Genomic DNA, 19,535 nt, shown 5'->3' on the forward strand with positions numbered 1-19,535 from the left:
GAAGCCGACCGGAGGGCAATGCCCCCGGATGAATACCGCAGCGAAGGAACCCCGAGCCTCAGCGAGGGGCCGTACGTTCGGGGCGAGCGTTTTTTTGGTTACTTTTTTTAGGCGCTTGTAAAAAAAGTGACTCGCCGTAAGGGCGAAACCATAAGCCGCCGTTACCGCAGCAACGGATATGTACACCACCCAACAACTACACCCCCAGACGAAACTGCTTGGGCGTAACCCCAAACCGCTTACGAAACGCCCGAATAAAATTACTGGCCTGCCGATACCCCAACCGCTCGGCAATCCGCTCAATCGGCTGATCGCCGGCCGTCAACCAATGCCGCGCCAACTCCAGACTGTCGCTGCGACTCTGTTGCGCCGCCGCAGTCTGCCAATGCCGCAACATGCTCTGATGCAAAAACGCATTCGCCCCCAACAACGGCTCATCCAGGCTAACCGCTGGCAGGCTCAAACACGGATGTGCCCCCTCCAGCACCTCGATGCCCACGCTACGCAACCACTGCCCGGCCGCCTGCTGCGGCGTCAGGCGAACGCTGACAAACACTTCGGCCGGCGCCCGCCCCAAACGTCGGGCGATGTTGCGCACCAACGTCAGGGTCGCCGCATCGAGGCCGAAAAAATGCGCCTGCCGGCCAGCATTGCGCAGGTGCAGGCGGGCCTGCCCGTCACCCTCCTCCAGTTCCGCCACCACATAGTTGGTCACCCGTGGCAGGAAATCAGTGAAGCACGCCAGGCTCGCGCGCAAGGTGGCCGCGGAGTCCAGCAGGATGTTCAAACCCCGCAACGTGGTGGTCGCCATGCCATTGACCAGTTCACAGCCAAACGACGCCCCCGCGCCCGCACGTTCGCATTCGTTCCACAGGCGCTCGACCAGGTGCGCAGGCACCTGCAGGTCCTGCCCTTCGAGCAACGAAAGACAGATGCCGGCCCGTTGCAGCAGTTGGTCCTGACACAGGCCGGACTGCCGGGCATGGCTGAGAATGGTGCGGGTGAAGGCGCTGGAAATGAACGGTTGGCTGGTCATGGCAGGTTACGGCAAGAAGACAGGCGTGTACTTATGCCAGCCTCTGTGTTATCGATCCAATGCATTAAAAGTATCCGCCAAATGCAGGAGACGCATGATGGATCTACGACAACTCCGCCACCTTGTCGCCCTGGCCGATTACCGCAATTTCGGGCGTGCGGCCGAGGCGATCAACCTCAGCCAACCGGCCTTCAGCCGCAGCATCCAGACCCTGGAGCGCGACCTCGATTGCGCGCTGGTGGAGCGCAGCAGCCGCGAATTCCGCCTGACTGGCCAGGGTGAACTGGTGCTGCAACATGCCCGGCGCCTGCTCGCCGGCAGCCAGGCCTTGCACAACGAACTGACGCAATACAACGGTCTGACCGGTGGCGAGTTGCACTTCGGCTGTGGTCCGTATCCGGCACAGTTGCTGGTGCCCGAGGCGCTGGCGGAATTCATCCAGGCGCACCCGGCGATCCGCATCAGTTTCCACCAGGGCGACTGGGAACAACTGGCGGTCTGGCTTCGTGAACAGCAGATCGAATTCCTCGTTGCCGACGCGCGGTACTTCACCGGCGACCCGCAATACCAGGTGCAGCTGTTGCGCCCCCGGCGCGGGCGGTTCTTTTGCCGTGTCGGTCACCCCCTGGCGCACCAGCAGGACCTGTCCCTGCGCGCCCTGCTCGACTACGCGGTGGTCGGCACGCGAATACCGCCGATGATCCGCAAGATCCTCGCCGACGCGCAGGGCGAGGCGGACTTCAACCCGAGCGTGGAATGCGCGCAGTTCGATGCCATCCGCCGCGTGGTGATGCGCTCCGACGCGGTGGGCATCGCGACCATCGAGGCCCTGGCCGAACTCGCCGACCAGGGCCTGATCCGCCTGCTGGAGTTTGCCGATGTGCCCAAGGACGACCCCGGCCTGCAATTGCACTACGGCATCGTCAGCCGCGCGGGGCACTCCCTGACACCGGCGGCACTGGCGATGGTCGAGGCGGTGCTGACGGTTGACCGGCGGTTGCTGGCATCGAACTAAGGCTTGCCTGCAACGCCGCAATCCTTGTGGGAGCGAGCTTGCTCGCGATAGCGGTGTGTCATTCAACAATGATGTCGGCTGACACGGCCCAATCGCGAGCAAGCTCGCTCCCACAGGGTTCGGCGTTGCCTTGATGTCACGCCCGCCGCGCCAGCGCCTGCAATGCCCGGGGCTCACCGAGGGCGCGCAGCAGGCAATGCATCGCCTCCTCGCGGCTGCGCTCGAAGCGATAGCGGGACTCGATGTACAGCGCCAGTTTCAACTCCACGGGTTCGTCCAGGGGCAGCGGCACGTGTTGCAGGCCCAGCACACCGGCGACCCGGCTTGGCAGGCTGATGCCAAGTGGCTGGCGGTCGGCGATCAGCTTCGCGGCCAGGGTGCTCTGGGTGCTCATCGCGATATGGCGGCGCAGGCCTTTCAAGCCCAGCTGCAGGTCCACCGGGCTGAGTCCGTCGCGGCGGCTCGAGACCTGAATCTGCGGTTGCTCCAGGTATTCCTGCAGGGTGCGCGGCGGCGTCTTGAGCGCGGCGCCATAGGCAAACACGTAATGGTCGGCGGGCAATGCCTGTTTGTGCAGGCCGGCCAGGCCGGCCAGAGGCTGGTCGAGGTCGATCAGGATATCCAGCTTGCCGCTGGCCAGGTCCTGCAAGGCGTCACGGCGCCGGGGCTGGAAATAACGCACCTGCCAATCGGCATGGGGCGATTCGAGCAAGGCATCGAGCAACACCGGTTGCAGGCAATCCAGGCAACTGATGCGCAGCAGCGGATTGTTCTGCCGCGCGGCGGGGATCATGCGCAAGCCATCGCGCAATGACTCGAGCGCCGCACGCACGTAGTCGGCCAGACGATGGGCGACCAGTGTCGGCGTCACGCCCAGGCGACTTTTGATGAACAGCGGATCGCCGCACAACTCGCGCAGGCGACGCAACGCATTGCTCATGGCCGGTTGCGACAGGCACATCACCTCGGCGGCACGGGTGACGCTGCGCTGCTGGTAAATCGCATCGAAGGCGAGCAACAGGTTCAAATCGAGCTGGCGTAAATCAAGCATGGTCTTGCTCCGGCAAATCGCTTAACGTCGGGCAGCCTAACCAGTGTTCCGGAACAAGCTGTGAGCCCTACATGACAAAAAGCGATCAGCCACTGCACGATCAATCCATACCCAATGCGTTCTACGCGCCGACCCTGCTGCCGGCCATCGAAGAGTTGCTGGCCCGTGGTGTGGACCGCGAACACATCGAAGGCCTTTTTCGTCGCAGCCTGTTCGAGTTGCGCACGCCATTCATGCGCGTTCCGCTGTTCCTGTCGCGGCGCTTCTGGGCGTTTGCCCTGGAACAGACCGGCGACCCGCTGATCGGCCTGGCGGCCGGTCGGCGTTTCGTTTCCACCGCCACCAATGGCCTGACGTACCTGTTCGACGTGGCCGACTCACTGGACAGCGCCTGCCAGTATTTCGTGCGCTTCTTTCCGTTTTTCAACGGGCACTTCCAGGCGCAGATCGTGCGCGGCGGCGACAACGTCGAACTGCGTCTGCTCGATCGCGGCAGCGTGAAAGCCGGCGCAGCCACCGCCGATTACATCCTCATCAGCCTGTGCAGCATGTTGCGGCGCAAGTTCCTCGCCAGCGGCCTCGGGCGCGATCCGGTGCTGGGCATCGGGCTGACCGGACCCTGCACCGCCAACCCGCAGGATCACGAGCAAGCCTTCCGCGCCCCCGTGCAGTGGCAACAGGCGCAACACTCGATCCGCCTCGATCCACAGCTGTTCGTCATCCCGTTGACGCCGGGCAATCATGAACTGGAGCAGACACTGGTGGAATTGCTGGAACAGACCCGACGCAACAGCGAACCGACCTTGCTGGAGCAAGTCTGCGACCACTTGATCGTCGACCTCGCACAAGCCAACTGGCAGCAATGGTGTGGCACCCAGCATCTGCTCGAGCGCACCGCAGCCCGACGCTTGAAGGCGTTGGGCTGGAGTTTTTCCGAGTTGCTCGACGAGTACCGCCGCTACCGGGCCCAAGACTTTTTGCAGGGGACAGACCTGGAGCTGGTGGAGATTTCCGACCGCCTGGGCTACAGCGATGTACAAAGCTTCAATCGTGCATGCCTGCGGTGGCTGGGGTGCGCGCCGGGCGCCTGGCGAGCCCGGCAAGGACAATAAAAAGGTTCTTTGCTCACTCCCGGGAAACTGTAGGAGCCAGCCTGCTGGCGATGGACTCCAGTGCGCCGCGTTGATCCAGTTCACCCGCGTTATCGTTGACGACCATCGCTGGCAGGCCAGCTCCTACAGGGGACCGCGTTTATCCAGTTCACCCGCGTTATCGTTAACGACCATCGCTGGCAAGCCAGCTCCCACAAGGGCCGCTGCCCACGCTAAAACTGTAGGAGCCAGCTTGCTGGCGATGGACTCCAGTGCCCCGCGCTCATCCAGCTCACACGCGTTATCGTTAACGACCATCGCAGGCAAGCCAGCTCCCACAAGGGACCGTGCCCACGCTAAAACTGTAGGAGCCAGCCTGCTGGCGATGGACTAAAGCGCGCCGCGTTCATCCAGATCTCACGCGTTATCGTTGACGACCATCGCTGGCAGGCCAGCTCCTACAGGGGACCGCGTTCATCCAGTTCACACGCGATATCGTTAACGACCATCGCTGGCAAGCCAGCGCCTACAAGGGACCGCGTCCTAGTCCAAACCGGTGAAAGCAAAAAAAACGGCGACTGCTGGTACAGTCGCCGCGAAAGACCGGTGTTTGTGACACCGGTCGAGAGCCCCACGGCATGAGGAGTCAACGCCGTGTGGCCCTGCCATAAAACCTGTGGGTGATGAGGCGTTCAGAGCCCCCAGCGCAGCAGCAACAACACCAGCACGACGAGGAACACCGTCTCCCCCACCATCAGCAGGATCGGCTTGATCCCGACCGCCGCCAGCTCGCGCAAGCGGGTCTTCATGCCCAGGGCACTGATGGAAATCACCAGGCACCAGCGCGACAGTTCGTTGACCGTGCCTTGCACCGCAGGCGCGATCCATCCAGTGCTGTTGATGCAGGCCAGGATCAGAAAGCCAACGGCGAACCATGGCAACAGCGGCGGGCGCTTGCCGGTCGGGTCGGCGCCCTGCATGCGGGTGATCATCGCGGCGGTGACGATCACCGGCAGCAGCATGGCAACGCGCATCAGCTTGACCACCGTGGCCGTGTCGCCGGTCTCGGTCGACATGCTGTAGCCGGCGCCGACCACCTGGGCCACGTCGTGGATCGTGGCGCCGAGGAACACACCCGCCACCTGCGGCGACAACTGCAGCCAGTTGGCGATCATCGGGTAAACGATCATCGCCAGGGTCGACAGCGCCGAGACGCCGATCACAGTGAACAGTGTGGCCCGCTCTTTCTGCGGATGGTTCGGCAGCGCCGCTGCCAATGCCAGGGCCGCCGAGGCGCCGCAGATGGCGGTCGCGCCACCGGTGAGCATGCCGAACAGGCGCTGGAAACCCAGGGCCTTGGCGGCAATCACAGACACGCCGATAGTCACTACCACCAGGATCACCACCAGCGCTATCGGCTTCCAGCCCAGCGCGGCCATTTGCTCCAGGGTGATGCGCATGCCCAGCAGCGCCACGCCAATGCGCAGCACCGTGCGGGCGGTGAACTCGATACCGGCCTTGCACGGACCGTCATCGGCGAGAAAATTCAGGGCCATGCCCAGCAGCAAGGCGAATAGCATGACCGGCGCACCGTAGTGCTCGGACAGGAACGACGCGGCGGCCGCCACGATCAGGCTGACGATAAACCCCGGTGCCAGTTCGCGCGTGCGACTGTGGATGCGGGTGAGAGCAATGGCGCTCATGGCGCGGCCTCCTCGGAAACGATGACGATAAACGCCTGGCCGTCGATGATCTCGACCGGGTAGTTGGTGACTTTGACTTGCCTGGAGTTGAGCAAGTAGCCGCTGTGTAAATCGAAGCGCAGACCATGGGCGCAGCATTGAATCACCCGACCCTCAAGGCGCCCGCCACACAGCGAAGCGCCCTGATGCGGGCAGCTGTCGTCGATGGCAAACAGCTGCCCGTCGACGTTGAACAACGCCAGGCTTTTGTCCTCGAATTCGAACAGCGCCCGGCCACCGGCCTGCGGGTGTTTGCCGGCCGGCACGGGAATGCGTCGGGTCATGCTGGCTGCCGCTCGCGATCACTTTCCTTGAGGGCCTCGTTCATGGCCCCGAGCAGCGCCTGAGCAGGTTGTGCACCGATCACCGTCATGCGGTTGTCGAACTTGAAGCTCGGCACGCCACTGGTCGCGCCGGGAGATCCTTCGAACGGCGTGGCATCGCCCTTCAGGCAATCGAGCAGGCCGTGCGCATCAACACCGCAGGAGCGGGCAATGGCCAGCAAGGTCTCGCGGCAACCGAGGTTTTCGCGTCTCAGGAAGTAAGCGGCGAACAGGCGTTCGAGCAACATTTCACGCTGACTGGCATTGCCCAGTTCGCTGACACGCTTGAACAAGCGATGGGCGTCAGCGGTGTTGGGCATTGTCTCGATGCGGCTGAGGTCGATGGCCAGGCCAACCGCACTGGCCGCCTGCTGGACCTGCTTCTGGCGCATGGTCATGGCGTCGGCATTGCCCAGGCGCTTGCGATAGAAATCGGCGAAGGGTTCACCCTCTACCGGTATCTGAGGCAACAACTGCACGCCATGCCACACCGTGGTGATCTGCACATCCGGGTGACGACTGCGAAACTGCACCTGCGCATGTTCCAGTTGGCGTTTGCCGATCAGGCACCAGGGGCAGATAAAATCGAAAAACACATCAATACGTAAACGACGACTCACAACTTCACCTCTAAACCCGCTTCACCGACAGGGTCAGGCACGCTCTGACCCTGAAGCCGGGCAATATCTTTGTGGTAATGACACTTGGCATAAAAGAACACCGCCGCCGCCGCGAGGCTGACCAGTGGCACCAGTTGAAACGCGGCATGCAGACCGATGAGGTCGGACACCCGGCCGGTGATGAACGGTCCCGGTGCCAGCCCCAGCATGTTGTTGGCCAGGGTCAGCGTGGCGAACGCCGTACCGTGCACCGAGTAATGGGTCAGGTTGGCAACCATCGCACCGGCGGGGCCGGTGGTGCCGGTGGCAATCGCCATGCCCAGGCAGATCAGCAGCAGTTGCACTGGCCCTGCCGGCAAGGCAAACGCCGCCGACAACAGCAGGCAACTGCCCAGGCAGAAGCCGATGGCCAGGCTGACCTTGCGCTCCGGCGAATTGCGACACAGGCGATCGCTGAGCATGCCGCACAGGATCATGCCCGCACCGCTGCACAACACGATGATCGCCGCCATGCCGCCGGCCTTGTCGGTGGGCATGTCGTAGTAGCGGTTGAGGTAGCTGGGAATCCACACCATCACCGTACCGCCGACGAACAACTGCAAGCCGCTGGCGATGTAGGTCGACACAACCGAACGGCTCGACCACAGCGTGCGCAGCGGACGCTTGACCGCCGCAGCCGTCTTGTTCGCAATCTGCGCGGCACGTTGTGGCGCAATGCGCGCCTCCTTGACGATGAGCGGATAAATCAACGCCAGCACCAGGCCAAACAACGACATGCCGGCGAACGACCAGCGCCAGCCCAGCTTGGCGGCAATCGCACCACCCAACGCCATGCCCAACACCGAACCGAACATCCCGCCCGCCATGAAGGCGCTGGCCAGGGTGGCCCGCATGTGTTTGGGGAACACCGAAATCACCACCGCGATGCCCACGCTGCCGTAGGCGGCTTCGCCGACACCGACCATGAACCGTGCGATGAACATCTGCTGGTAGTCCTGCGCCAACGCGCAACCCAGGGTTGCCACGCTCCACAGGAACGCCATCAGCGCCAGGCTCTTGACCCGGCCGAAGCGGTCGGCCATCAACGACAGGGGAAACGTCAGCAGGCCGACCATCAGGGCAACGATGCCACTGAGCAGACCCAGCTGTCCGTCGCTCAACGCCCACTCAGTCTTGAGCAGGGGGAATACCGCGTTCAGTACCTGACGCGACATGTAATCGGAAATCAACAGGCCGAACGTCAAGGCAAAGACGATCCAGGCATATTGGCGCGCAATGCCGACTCCGCTGGAGTCGTCATCGTCAGCGGCTATTGGGTGAAAGGCCATGCAGCCTCCTCAAGAGCTTTGTTTTATTTTTGTTATCAAGCGTGTAACGGTCAGGCGGACGAGAGGTCACGGCCTCTCGTCCCGACCCTCGGTCAACCGCGTTGCGGTACACCTTTTTGCCCAGCCTTGCGGTTGGGGGCCATGCCGTTGGCCAACAGGGTTTCTTCAATGGTTTCGTACTGCACACCGATGCGGTAGATCTCGCGGGCTTCTTTGCCGGTGGCGATTTCGCGGCCCAGTTCGTGGGCGATGCGCACGGTTTGCTGGATCTGCGCCACCGAGCCGAAACGATCGCCCTTGTGATCAATGATAGTGTCTTCATTGCCCACGCGCGGGTGCATGCCCATGGCCATCGACATGGTATTGAACGGCATGACGTTCTTGAGCAGCGATTCGGAGGTCAGGGTGCAACCGTCCGGCGCGCGGTGGATGAAGTTGAAGAAGTTGAACGGGTTCGGGCCGTCGAAGCCGCCGCCGATGCCGATCCAGGTCAGGTTCAGCGGGCCCTTGTAGATGCCCCTGCGCACCAGGCGCTCGAGGGTTTCCATGGCGTGCATGCCGGTCAACTGGAAGTGCGGCTGGATGCCGTTGTCCATCAGGCGCTTGAGGTGCTCGGCAACCCAGGCAGGGCCGGCCGGTACGGTCATTTCGCTGTAGGCGGCCTGGGTCAGCGGATTGGCCAGGGAAGTGCCTTCCAGGTATTCCGGATACAGCAGCTCCATGATGTTCATCTGGGTGGTGTTGATCGCCACGGTGACCTGATCCGGCTTGGGGGTCAGCTCGGCCAGCATGTGGCGGGTGTCGTCGGACAGCCACTTGGCCGCTTCGCCATCGCTTTCCGGGGCGAAGGAAATCGAACCGCCGACCTGGATGATCATGTCCGGCACGGCTTCACGCACACCGGCGATCAGCTCGTTGAATTTCGACAGGCGCTTGGAGCCCTTGCCGTCCAGTTCACGCACGTGCAAGTGCAGCACCGTGGCACCGGCTTCATAGCATTCGACCGCTTTCTGGACTTGCTCGTCCATGGTCAGCGGGATGTCTTCCGGGAAGTCTTCCGGCATCCATTCCGGGCCGTACGGGGCCACGGTGATGACTACCTTTTCCATGTTTTCCGGGTGCAGCGAGTCGTCGAAGAATTGCATGGTCTACTCCAGTTCTTATGCCAGTTCTTATGATTGTCCCGCCCACCCGGGGTCGAGCCGGGTTGGCGTGTTTACGAGTGCGAATGCAGGTGGCGTTCGATCAGAACGTCTTGTCGCCGATGATCCCGGCACGTTCCATCTTGCGATGGCAGGGCGGGTAATCCATGACGGCGTAATGCTGGGTACTGCGGTTGTCCCAGATGGCGATGCTGTTCGGCTTCCAGCGCCAGCGCACCTGATACTCGGGGATGTACGCCTGACTGATCAGGTAGCGCAGCAACTCGCCGGCGCCGGGGTTGGCGTCCTGGCCGAAGCGCACCCGCTCAGGGGTGTGGTAGTTGCTGAAGTGGGTGGTGAAGGCGTTGACGAACAGCACCTTCTCGCCGGTTTCCGGATGGGTGCGCACCACCGGGTGCTCGGCGTCCGGGTACATCGCCTTGAGCGCCAGGCGTTTTTCAATCGGCATCGCCGCACCGAAGCTCGCTTCGATGCTGTGGCGGGCACGCAGGTCGGCGATCTTGACCTTTACCTCTTCCGGCAAGTTCGCATAGGCCTGGACCATGTTGGTCCACATGGTGTCGCCGCCCACTGGCGGGCATTCCACGCAACGCAGCACGCAGCCCATCGGCGGTGCTTCGCGCCAGGTGGCATCGGTGTGCCAGGCGTTTTCATAGCGGTCCATCGGCTGGTCCGGATTCTTGTAGATCCGCACCAGTCCAGGATGATCCGGATCACTGCCGGCCACCGGATGATCTTCCAGCTCGCCGAAGCGTCGGGCGAAGGCCACGTGCTCGGCGCGGGTGATGTCCTGATCGCGCAGGAACACCACGCGGTGCTTGAGCAACTGGGCGCGAATCTCGGCAAACAGACCGTCGTCATGCACCGCGTCGGCCAGGTTGACGCCGATCAGTTCGGCGCCAATGCTGCAGGTCAATTGTTCGACTTTCATGGCTGGCCGCTCCTTAAACGACGAAAATCGAAGAGCCGGTCGTCTTGCGCGATTCAAGGTCGCGATGGGCCTGCACCGCGTCCTGCAAGGCGTAGTGCTGGTTGATCTCGATCTTGATCCGGCCGCTGCCGACGTGGTCGAACAACTCACCGGCCAGGGCGGCTTTTTCGGCCGGGTCGCTGATGTAGTTGGCCAGGGCAGGACGGGTCAGGTACAGCGAACCTTTCATCGCCAGCATCACCGGGTCGAACGCCGGGATCGGACCGGATGCGGTACCCACGCAGACCATCAGGCCACGGGGTTTCAACGAATCCAGCGAACCCATGAAGGTGTTCTTGCCAACACTGTCGAACACCACGTTGACGCCCACGCCGTCGGTCAGTTCGCGAACGCGAGCGGCGACGTCTTCATGGCTGTAATTGATCGTATGGTCGCAACCATGAGCCCGGGCGATTTCCGCCTTTTGCTCGGTCGAAACCGTGCCGATCACGTTCAGGCCCAGCAACTTGGCCCACTGCGAAACGATCAGGCCGACACCGCCGGCAGCGGCGTGCAGCAGGATGCTGTCGCCTGCCTTGAAGTCGTAGATGCGGCGCATCAGGTACGAAGACGTCAAACCGCGCATGGTCATGGCGGCGGCGGTTTCGAAGCTGATGGTTTCCGGCAGCTTGATCAGCGGCGCGGCCGGGATCAGGCGCTCGGTGCTGTAGGCGCCGAGGGTATTGAGAAAACCGGTGTAGGTGACGCGGTCACCGACCTCGACGTTGGTGACCCCTTCACCAACGGCCTGGACCACGCCGGAAGCCTCGACGCCCATGCCATTAGGCATAGGAATCGGATAGGTACCGTTACGGAAATAGGTGTCTGCGTAGTTCAAGCCAACCGCCACATGACGGAGACGAACCTGGCCTGGACCGGGTTCGCCGACTTCGACGTCCTCGTAACGTAGAACTTCGGGACCACCGGTTTCATAAAAGCGTACGGCTTTGGCCATTTTTCTTATTCTCCAATCTGCAATATGGGCGTGTTGCATCGAATTGCGCTGATTGGACTGTAGGACGAGGCCTGTTGTGACGCTTCTCATCAGGCGACAATGGCTTTTCATTTCATGACAGGCGGGGCGGCCGAAGTTTGCGGGTTGCTGAATCCGGGCCTTTCACTCGAAACGCCGACACATGGCGCGGCAGACTCACTCTAGCCTGTCCATTCGTCACCTGCGCTATCATCGCCCGCCTCGATGCCCCAAGAGCCTTGACCCCGGATGTCCGAAACACTGCCACTGCCCGATGATCACCCAGCCCTGCCGCCGGTCCTGGCGGGCCCGCTGCTGCGGCGCCTTGAGCCCACGCGGCTGGTGCTGTGGCTGGTGGGTTCCCGGGCGCTGGCGCTGACCTTGCGCCTGCAGGGCGTCGGCGACATCCGCCTGGATAGCGGGCAATGCACGGTGATTGCAGCAGGGACTCATGCCTTTGTGCACTTGATCGACGTGCCACTCGATTGCGCCCTGCCCTGCGACGTCTCGATCGACTACGATCTGCTGATCGATGGCGCAGAACAAGGCATCGCCGACTGGGCACCGCACCTGCTGTACGGCGATGCCCGTTGCCCGAATTTCGTCCTGCGCGCACGGGTCGATCAATTGCTGCACGGCTCTTGCCGCAAACCCCATCATCCGGCGGCAGACGGCTTGCTCTGCGTCGACCGGTTGCTGGCGCAGGAACATGCAGCCGAGGACCGCCCGGCACTGCTGATGATGACCGGCGATCAGGTCTACGCCGACGATGTCGCGGGGCCGATGCTGCGGGCGACTCACGCCTTGATCGAGCGTCTGGGCCTGTTCGGCGAACACCTCGAAGGCGCCGTGGTCAGCGACAGCGCCAGGCTCTACGAGCATCCGGCCAGTTACTACCACCGTGCGGATCTGCTGCCGGCGCTGCAAAGCAATGAAACCCTGCGCGAGCGTTTCTTCGGTGGCGCACGCAAACCGATCTTCACCAGCAGCAGTGCCGACAATCACCTGGTGACCTTCGCCGAAGTCATGGCCATGTACTTGCTGGTCTGGTCGCCAGTGCCCTGGACCCTGATCGCCCCCCAGGCACCGACGCTGACACCGGAACGGCTCAAGCGCTACGCCCTTGAACAGACGCGCATCGATGCCTTCACGGCCGGCCTTGGCAACGTCGCGCGGGCACTGGCGCATCTGCCGACGCTGATGATTTTCGACGACCACGACATCACCGATGACTGGAACCTGTCCGCCCAATGGGAGGAAACGGCCTACGGCCATCCGTTCTCCCGGCGCATCATCGGCAACGCACTGCTGGCATACATGCTGTGCCAGGGCTGGGGCAACAACCCGGATGCCTTCGCTGCCGTGCTGGAGAAGGCCGCCGTGTTGAGCGCCAGTGGCGATGACCGCTACCTGGATAGCGCGGTCCAGGACGACTTGATCAATGATCTGCTGAAATTCCAGCACTGGCATTACGTGCTGCCGACCACACCGGCCATCGTGGTGATCGACACCCGCACCCGGCGCTGGCGCAGTGAAATGAACCTCAAGCAGCCTTCCGGCCTGCTCGACTGGGAAGCCCTGAGCGAACTGCAACAGGAACTGCTGGACCACCCGAGCGCGATCATCGTTTCACCGGCGCCGATCTTCGGCGTCAAACTGATTGAAACCGTGCAGCGGGTCTTCAGTTGGTGCGGTTATCCACTGCTGGTGGACGCGGAAAACTGGATGGCCCATCGCGGCGCAGCCCAGGTGATCCTGAACATTTTCCGCCACTCGCGCACGCCGGGTAACTACGTGGTGCTGTCGGGCGATGTGCACTACTCCTTCGTCTATGAAGTGCTGATCCGCCACCGCAAGGCCGGACCACGCATCTGGCAGATCACCAGCAGCGGCATCAAGAATGAATTCCCCCCCACCCTGCTCGAATGGTTCGACCGCCTCAACCGCTGGCTGTACTCACCACGCTCGCCACTGAACTGGCTGACCAAACGTCGACGCATGCGCATCGTGCCGCATGTCCCGGAACACGCCGAAGCCGGAGAGCGGCTGTGGAACTCGGCGGGGATCGGGCAGGTGTTCTTTAATGAAAAGGGTCAGCCGCAGGACATTTTTCAACACAACGCCAATGGCTCACCAAAGACACGAATGGTTGCGCCGGAGGGTGAGTACTAAAGGTATAACCCCTGTGGGAGCGAGCTTGCTCGCGATGGCGGCGTATCAGTCGACATCGATGTTGGCTTTGAGTCCGTCATCGCGAGCAAGCTCGCTCCCACAGTGATCCTCGTCAGGCACATAGGTAGAGGCAACTCGGCATGAACCTCACCCGCACCCTGATCATCGGCAACTCCGGCTCCGGCAAAAGCTGGCTGGCCGAACGACTGACCGGCCACCTGCAAGTGCCATGGATCGATCTGGATAAAATTCACTGGCTGTCCGACGAACACAGCATCCCCCGCCCCCGCGCCGAAGCATTGGCCATGGCACGGATCGCAGCCGACGAGCAGCGCTGGGTAATCGAAGGAATTTACGGCTGGATCGCCAGCGAAATCCTCCATCGCGCCACGGCGTTGATCTGGCTGAGCATCGGCGACGAGGAATGCGTGGCCAACATTCACCAACGGGAAACACAGGATGACGAACGGTTGGTGGCAATGCTGGAGTGGGCTGGCAGCTACCGCAAGCGTGATGACTCAAGTGGATTTGCTGCGCACCAGCGCCTTTTCGAGGGATTTTGCGGTGCGAAAATCCGATTGGCAGATCGAAAGGAAATCGCGGCGCTGATTCATCACCTGTAGGTTTGCGCAGCTGTGGTCGGACACAAACCCAATGGATGGCATGTAGCTCAGAATGGGATTACATCAGTCACGGAAACGTCCCGAGGAACATTCGGCGATACTCGATACAGACGTGGATGCACTGTCTGCGTAACAACCACTCGTAGGTATCGCCTTGCTAACATGTACTCATTTCTGTACGTTCTCTGCATCAAGCGAGGACAATCACATGGAAACCATCAACTACACCAACGCTCGGGCACACCTGGCGCAAACCATGGACCGGGTGAATGAAGATCGCGCCCCGCTACTGGTAACCCGTCAGAAAGGCGAGCCGGTAGTGATGATGTCATTGGCCGAATACAACGCTCTCGAAGAGACAGCCTATCTGCTGCGCTCCCCCGCCAACGCTGAACGCCTGATCAAATCAATCGGTAACCTGCGAGCAGGCAAAACCAAAACCAGGCAACTGATTGAAGAATGAATATCGAGTTCACCCCTGAAGCCTGGGACGATTATCTCTGGTTCCAGCAGAACGATAAGGCTGGGCTCAAACGTATCAACCTGTTGATCAAGGCTATCCAGCGTGAGCCCTTCGACGGCCTGGGGAAACCCGAACCGCTCAAGCATAACTTGAGCGGATTCTGGTCACGCCGGATTACGGCTGAACATCGTCTGGTCTACGCCGTTGAAGACGGCGAAATACGCGTCGTGATGTGCAGATACCATTACTGAGCAGAACTTCAGCCCTCTTTCACCACACCACTCACCCCCCTGACAATCATCTCCACCTCCCGCCCATCAAGCGTCAGCGGCGGTAGCAGGCGAATGGTTTTCCCCCGCGTGACGTTGATCAGCAAGCCATGATCCCGCGCAGCGATCAGGCTCAGGTCGCGGATCGGTTGCTTGAGTTCGATGCCGATCATCAGCCCCTGACCACGGATCGCCATGACGTTCGGGTTGCCCGCCAACTCGGTGCGCAATCTGTCGAGCAGGCGCGCGCCCTGGAGCCGTGCGTTTTCCAGCAGCCCTTGTTCCTCAACGATATCCAGCACGGTGCAACCGACCCGGCAGGCCAACGGATTACCGCCGAAGGTGCTGCCGTGGCTGCCCGGCGTGAACAGTTCGGCCGCCTTGCCACGGGCCAGGCAAGCGCCGATGGGCACGCCGTTGCCCAGGCCTTTGGCCAGGGTCATGACGTCCGGAACGATGCCTTCGTGCTGGAAGGCGAACCACTGGCCGGTGCGGCCGATGCCGGTCTGGATTTCATCGAGCATCAACAGCCACGAGCGCCGGTTGCACAGCTCGCGCACGGCCTTGAGATAGCCCGGTGGCGCCAATTGCACGCCGCCTTCGCCCTGGATCGGTTCCATCAGTACCGCCACGATCCGCGAACCGTAAGCCTGTTGCACCTTGTCCAGCGCATCGAGGTCGCCGAACGGCACTTTGACGAAATCCCCCGGCAGCTGATTGAACCCCAGGCGCACCGCCGGGCCGTCGCTGGCCGACAAGGTGCCGAGGGTGCGGCCATGGAACGCGTTCTCCATGACCACCACCAGCGGCTGTTCGATACCTTTGTGCCAGCCATGCAGCCGGGCGATTTTCAGTGCAGTTTCGTTGGCTTCGGCCCCGGAGTTGTTGAAAAACGCCCGGTCCATGCCCGCCAGCCGCGTCAGTTTCTGCGCCAGCCGTTGTTGCCAGTCGATGCTGTAGAGGTTCGACGTGTGCAGCAGTAACCCTGCCTGCTCAACGATGGCGGCGACGATTTTCGGGTGGGAGTGGCCGACGTTGGTCACCGCCACACCGGCGACTGCATCCAGGTATTCGCGCCCGGCCTGATCCCACAGGCGAGTGCCCAGGCCCTTGTTGAAACTCAGGGCCAAGGGTTGGTAAGTGCTCATCAGGCAGACGGCGGTCATGACGTCAAGCTCCAGCAAGGGTCGGTGTTTTTGCAGTATGGTTAGCCACCTGAGCTGGATAAACGCTGTAAAACTTCAATCATTTAAAAGCTGGGCTTGATAATGGATCTGTTCCAGGCAATGAGCGTCTACGTGAAAGTGGTGGAGACCGGCAGCATGACCGCCGCCGCTTTGCAGTGCGATATGTCCACGACCATGGTCGGCAACCACCTCAAGGCCCTGGAGCAGCGGCTGGGTGTGCGCCTGCTCAATCGCACGACGCGGCGTCAGCGGCTGACCGAGTTCGGCGTCGCGTATTACCAGCGTTGCCTGGAAGTGCTGGGGCTGGTGGCCGATTCCGAGCGTCTGGCCGAGCAGGCCCTCGACGAACCGAGCGGGACGCTGCGCATTACCGCTCCCCTGACCTTCGGCACCGAACGCCTGGCACCGGCACTGAGTGAGTTCAGCCGGCAAAACCCGCGGGTGAAACTTGACGTGGTACTGACCAACCGGCGCCCGGATCTGCTGGAAAACGGTCTGGACGTAGCCTTTCGCCTCGGCGCGCTGGAGCCCTCCAACCTGATCGCCCGCCCGCTGATCGACTACACCCTGACCATGTGCGCGTCACCGGACTATCTGGCCCGTCGCGGCACACCGCAAACGCCTGAAGACCTGCGACACCACGACTGCCTGTCCTTTGCCTATCCGGCCGGGGATGACTGGCAATCGGTGCAAAAGGAATGGCGCCTGGCCGGGCCCGAGGGCGAAGTCAGCGTGGGGGTCAGCGGGCCGATGCTGATCAACAGTTCGGCCGGTTTGCATCAGGCGGCGCGGACCGGCATGGGCATCGTGATGATGCCCGACGCCCTGGTCGAGCAGGACCTCAAGGACGGAAAGCTGTTGGCCCTGATGCCCGATTACTGCCCGCCCCGCCGGCCGATGCACCTGGTCTATGCCCAGGATCGCCACCGTTTGCCGAAACTGCGCCGCTTCGTCGAATTCGCCGTACAGATGTGGGGCAAGCACTAGTCGGCCGAACACGCCATGCACTAATCTGCTGACTGGCGAGTCACTGGCAAGGAGAGCTCAGATGGGAGAAGCGTCGAATATCGAACCGTTGAAGTTCAATGTCGAAGACATGAGCGACGGCATGCTGCACACCATTCTCGAGCTGGTCAGCGACGGCATTTGGGACTGGAACGCCAACACCGGCTTCGTCTACCGCACGGCGCGCTGGTACGAGATGCTCGGCTATACGCCTCATACTCTGGACAACAACGTGCTGACTTGGGAAAACGTCATCCATCCCGATGACTACCCACGCGTCATGGCCCTGTTTGACGACTACCTGAGCCAGCGTGCCAGCGGTTATCAGGCCGAATATCGCTGCCGCATGCAGGACGGCAGCTACCTGTGGATAGAAGACCGCGGCCACATCCTGGCGCGCAATGCCGATGGTTCGGTAGCGCGGATGATTGGCGCGCACCGCAGCATTGAAGACAAGCGCCGACTGTTCGAGGCGCTCGAACGACGCAATCACTCCCTGGAGGCGTTGATCGAAGAACGCACTCAGGAGTTGTCACGGGTCAATCATCAATTGCAGCTGCAGCTCGAAGAAAACCGCAAGCTGGCGCAAACCGATGCGCTGACCGCCGTTGCCAATCGCTATCGACTCGAACAGGTCCTGCCCCAGGCCTGCGACCGTGCCCAGCGCTTTCGTGAACCCCTGTCCTTGATCGCCATGGACATCGACGACTTCAAGACCATCAACGATCACTACGGCCATGCCTTGGGCGATGCTGCGCTGGTGCATGTGGTCGAGATCGTCAAACGCTTCGTGCGCGAGGGCGACCTGCTGGCCCGTTGGGGCGGCGACGAATTCATCATGACGCTGCCCAACACCCCGTTGGCCGAAGCCCGGACCCTCGCCGAGAAGATCCGCCACGGCCTTGCGGACTTGCTGCCCGTGGGAGACTTTCAGGTGACCATGAGTTTCGGCGTGGTCCAGCGCTTTGAGGAAGAACAGCAGACTGGCCTGATGGCACGGGCCGATCAGGCGCTGTACCGCTCGAAAATCGCCGGCAAGAACGTGATCTCGGGATAACCCCTTACCTCCCCGCCTTCACCAGCACCGGTTGCTCCTGATAGCGATCCGGGTACAGCTGCTTGAGCTGCGCCACTTTCGGTAGATCGTTGATCACGATGTAGGGATAGGTCGGATGTTCGGTGAGAAAGTCCTGATGTTCCTCCTCCGCCGGGTAGAAGCCGTTGTAGCTTTCCAGCCGGGTCACGATCGGTTTGTTGAACGACTTGGCGGCGTCGAGCTGGGCGATGTAGGCCTGGGCGACTCGTTGCTGTTCGCTGCTCCTGGTAAAAATCGCCGAACGATACTGGGTGCCGGTGTCCGGTCCCTGGCGATTGAGCTCGGTCGGGTTGTGCGCCACCGAGAAGTAGATTTGCAGCAAGGTGCCGTAGCTGACCTGAGCGGGATCGAAAGTGACTTCGACCGACTCCGCATGGCCGGTATTGCCGTCGCTGACGCGCTCGTATTGCGCGGTATCGGCCGCCCCGCCCGCGTAACCGGAGACGGCGCTTTTCACACCTTTGACATGCTGGAACACCCCTTGGACACCCCAGAAGCAACCGCCGGCGAACACCGCGGTTTCGCTGCGGGCCTGGGTGGTTTCGTCGAGGGCCGGCGGTGGAATAACGACGGCTTCTTCAGCTCCACTGAGAGAGAACGCCGAGCATGTCCCGATAACGCCAATGGTGGCCAGCACCAACAGCGTATGGCGCCAGGTGAACAGGGTTTTCATGTAAGGAACTCCTGAATGATCCAAGGGGGCAGACAGTCAAAATCAGACGGTTCGGGGCACGAATTTCATCGCCAGGCCGTTCATGCAGTAGCGCAGGCCGGTGGGTTTCGGGCCGTCATCGAAGACATGGCCCAGATGCCCGCCACAGCGCCGGCAGTGCACCTCTTCGCGGACCATGCCGAACGCACGGTCCTGGCGGGTGGCCACGGCCTTGTCCAGGGGTGCCCAGAAACTCGGCCAGCCGGTGCGGCTGTCAAACTTGGTGGCCGAGGAAAACAGCGGCAGGTCGCAACCGGCACAGGCGAAGGTACCGTCACGGTGCTCGTTGTTCAGCGGGCTGCTGTAGGCCCGTTCGGTGCCCTCCTCGCGCAGGATGTCGTACTGCTCGTCACTGAGGATCGCGTGCCATTCACTGTCGCTGTGGGTCACTTCGAATGTTTCCGCTGCGCTGGCCTCACTGATCAAGGCCGAGCCTGTGGAAAACTTCGGCAACAGGCCGATCGCCAGGGCTGCAACGCCCAGCCCGCCGCCCGCCAGAAGAAATTGCCGTCTTGAAAACATGCTCGCCTCCAAAAATCCAGGGGTGTTTCATGCAACACAGCCTAGGCTTTGGGTGATCGCCAAATCCTCACGGGAAGTTAAACAATTCGTGATAACTCGGGCCCCGAAAAACCCGCACAATGGGTATGCCAACCTTGAACACTGCTATTGCTGTGGGAGCGGGCTTGCTCGCGA

20 protein-coding genes are annotated in these 19,535 nt (G+C 61.9%); 8 read left to right on the plus strand and 12 right to left on the minus strand.

Features of this window, described 5'->3' with window-relative positions:
* Nucleotides 1-196: 196 nt before the first annotated feature.
* Nucleotides 197-1,036 (minus strand): helix-turn-helix domain-containing protein, encoded by an 840-nt coding sequence (locus tag AC07YV_RS21100; RefSeq protein ID WP_102701052.1) that lies wholly within the window; start codon nt 1,034-1,036, stop codon nt 197-199.
* Between the two features lie 94 nt (nt 1,037-1,130).
* Between AC07YV_RS21100 and AC07YV_RS21105 the strand changes: the two genes are divergently transcribed.
* Entirely contained in the window at nt 1,131-2,051 is a 921-nt protein-coding gene (locus tag AC07YV_RS21105; protein ID WP_256357968.1) for a LysR family transcriptional regulator, read from the plus strand.
* A gap of 136 nt (nt 2,052-2,187) precedes the next feature.
* On the opposite strand, the gene AC07YV_RS21110 is transcribed toward AC07YV_RS21105, so the two are convergent.
* On the minus strand, nt 2,188-3,102 hold the full coding sequence (locus tag AC07YV_RS21110) for a LysR family transcriptional regulator (RefSeq protein WP_102701054.1): 915 nt from the start codon (nt 3,100-3,102) through the stop codon (nt 2,188-2,190).
* A gap of 71 nt (nt 3,103-3,173) precedes the next feature.
* Between AC07YV_RS21110 and AC07YV_RS21115 the strand changes: the two genes are divergently transcribed.
* Entirely contained in the window at nt 3,174-4,214 is a 1,041-nt protein-coding gene (locus AC07YV_RS21115; protein ID WP_102701055.1) for an AraC family transcriptional regulator, read from the plus strand.
* Between the two features lie 671 nt (nt 4,215-4,885).
* Here the strand turns inward: AC07YV_RS21115 and AC07YV_RS21120 are convergent.
* From AC07YV_RS21120 to AC07YV_RS21150, 7 genes are all read right to left on the minus strand, one after another.
* The gene (locus AC07YV_RS21120; protein ID WP_102701056.1) at nt 4,886-5,896 is read right to left on the minus strand and encodes a YeiH family protein; all 1,011 of its coding nucleotides are present in this window, start codon (nt 5,894-5,896) and stop codon (nt 4,886-4,888) included.
* The gene (locus AC07YV_RS21125) at nt 5,893-6,219 is read right to left on the minus strand and encodes a Rieske (2Fe-2S) protein (protein ID WP_015093598.1); all 327 of its coding nucleotides are present in this window, start codon (nt 6,217-6,219) and stop codon (nt 5,893-5,895) included. Before AC07YV_RS21125 ends, AC07YV_RS21120 begins: the two co-directional genes overlap by 4 nt.
* Nucleotides 6,216-6,878: a DsbA family oxidoreductase gene (locus AC07YV_RS21130; RefSeq protein WP_102701057.1), complete on the minus strand. Its 663-nt coding sequence runs from the start codon at nt 6,876-6,878 to the stop codon at nt 6,216-6,218. Before AC07YV_RS21130 ends, AC07YV_RS21125 begins: the two co-directional genes overlap by 4 nt.
* Nucleotides 6,875-8,206 carry an MFS transporter gene (locus AC07YV_RS21135; protein ID WP_102701058.1) on the minus strand — a complete coding sequence of 444 codons (1,332 nt, stop codon included), beginning with the start codon at nt 8,204-8,206 and terminating at the stop codon, nt 6,875-6,877. The genes AC07YV_RS21130 and AC07YV_RS21135 overlap by 4 nt, the downstream gene beginning before the upstream one ends.
* Nucleotides 8,207-8,298: 92 nt before the next feature.
* Entirely contained in the window at nt 8,299-9,351 is a 1,053-nt protein-coding gene (locus AC07YV_RS21140; protein ID WP_007979210.1) for a beta-keto acid cleavage family enzyme, read from the minus strand.
* Between the two features lie 100 nt (nt 9,352-9,451).
* A complete protein-coding gene (locus AC07YV_RS21145; protein WP_102701059.1) occupies nt 9,452-10,300 on the minus strand; it encodes a TauD/TfdA dioxygenase family protein in 849 nt (282 codons plus the stop codon).
* Nucleotides 10,301-10,313: 13 nt separating this feature from the next.
* Nucleotides 10,314-11,294 carry a quinone oxidoreductase family protein gene (locus tag AC07YV_RS21150; RefSeq protein ID WP_015093595.1) on the minus strand — a complete coding sequence of 327 codons (981 nt, stop codon included), beginning with the start codon at nt 11,292-11,294 and terminating at the stop codon, nt 10,314-10,316.
* A gap of 267 nt (nt 11,295-11,561) precedes the next feature.
* Here AC07YV_RS21150 and AC07YV_RS21155 point away from each other — a divergent pair, with 267 nt between their 5' ends.
* The 4 genes from AC07YV_RS21155 to AC07YV_RS21170 all read left to right on the plus strand — a co-directional run bounded on the left by AC07YV_RS21155 (nt 11,562) and on the right by AC07YV_RS21170 (nt 14,821).
* Nucleotides 11,562-13,484, plus strand: coding sequence for an alkaline phosphatase D family protein (locus AC07YV_RS21155; RefSeq protein WP_102701060.1), 1,923 nt, complete (start codon nt 11,562-11,564; stop codon nt 13,482-13,484).
* A gap of 140 nt (nt 13,485-13,624) precedes the next feature.
* Complete coding sequence (locus AC07YV_RS21160) at nt 13,625-14,107, plus strand: P-loop NTPase family protein (RefSeq protein WP_102701061.1); 483 nt, start codon at nt 13,625-13,627, stop codon at nt 14,105-14,107.
* 208 nt (nt 14,108-14,315) lie between these two features.
* Nucleotides 14,316-14,570 carry a type II toxin-antitoxin system prevent-host-death family antitoxin gene (locus AC07YV_RS21165; RefSeq protein ID WP_056728535.1) on the plus strand — a complete coding sequence of 85 codons (255 nt, stop codon included), beginning with the start codon at nt 14,316-14,318 and terminating at the stop codon, nt 14,568-14,570.
* Nucleotides 14,567-14,821 (plus strand): Txe/YoeB family addiction module toxin, encoded by a 255-nt coding sequence (locus AC07YV_RS21170; RefSeq protein ID WP_015093589.1) that lies wholly within the window; start codon nt 14,567-14,569, stop codon nt 14,819-14,821. The genes AC07YV_RS21165 and AC07YV_RS21170 overlap by 4 nt, the downstream gene beginning before the upstream one ends.
* A gap of 8 nt (nt 14,822-14,829) precedes the next feature.
* Here the strand turns inward: AC07YV_RS21170 and AC07YV_RS21175 are convergent, their stop codons facing one another.
* Nucleotides 14,830-16,005: an aspartate aminotransferase family protein gene (locus AC07YV_RS21175; RefSeq protein ID WP_102701062.1), complete on the minus strand. Its 1,176-nt coding sequence runs from the start codon at nt 16,003-16,005 to the stop codon at nt 14,830-14,832.
* Nucleotides 16,006-16,107: 102 nt separating this feature from the next.
* Between AC07YV_RS21175 and AC07YV_RS21180 the strand changes: the two genes are divergently transcribed.
* Both AC07YV_RS21180 and AC07YV_RS21185 read left to right on the plus strand, forming a co-directional pair.
* Nucleotides 16,108-17,013, plus strand: coding sequence for a LysR family transcriptional regulator (locus AC07YV_RS21180; protein ID WP_102701063.1), 906 nt, complete (start codon nt 16,108-16,110; stop codon nt 17,011-17,013).
* A 61-nt stretch (nt 17,014-17,074) separates the two neighbouring features.
* Entirely contained in the window at nt 17,075-18,088 is a 1,014-nt protein-coding gene (locus AC07YV_RS21185; protein WP_102701064.1) for a sensor domain-containing diguanylate cyclase, read from the plus strand.
* Between the two features lie 4 nt (nt 18,089-18,092).
* On the opposite strand, the gene msrA is transcribed toward AC07YV_RS21185, so the two are convergent.
* Together msrA and msrB are read right to left on the minus strand one after the other, a co-directional pair.
* Nucleotides 18,093-18,800, minus strand: a complete 708-nt coding sequence (msrA, locus tag AC07YV_RS21190) for a peptide-methionine (S)-S-oxide reductase MsrA (protein ID WP_102701065.1) — start codon at nt 18,798-18,800, stop codon at nt 18,093-18,095.
* 42 nt (nt 18,801-18,842) lie between these two features.
* The gene (gene msrB / locus AC07YV_RS21195; RefSeq protein WP_102701066.1) at nt 18,843-19,361 is read right to left on the minus strand and encodes a peptide-methionine (R)-S-oxide reductase MsrB; all 519 of its coding nucleotides are present in this window, start codon (nt 19,359-19,361) and stop codon (nt 18,843-18,845) included.
* Between the last annotated feature and the right edge of the window lie 174 nt (nt 19,362-19,535).

This window comes from Pseudomonas sp. GW456-E7, from assembly GCF_059424105.1.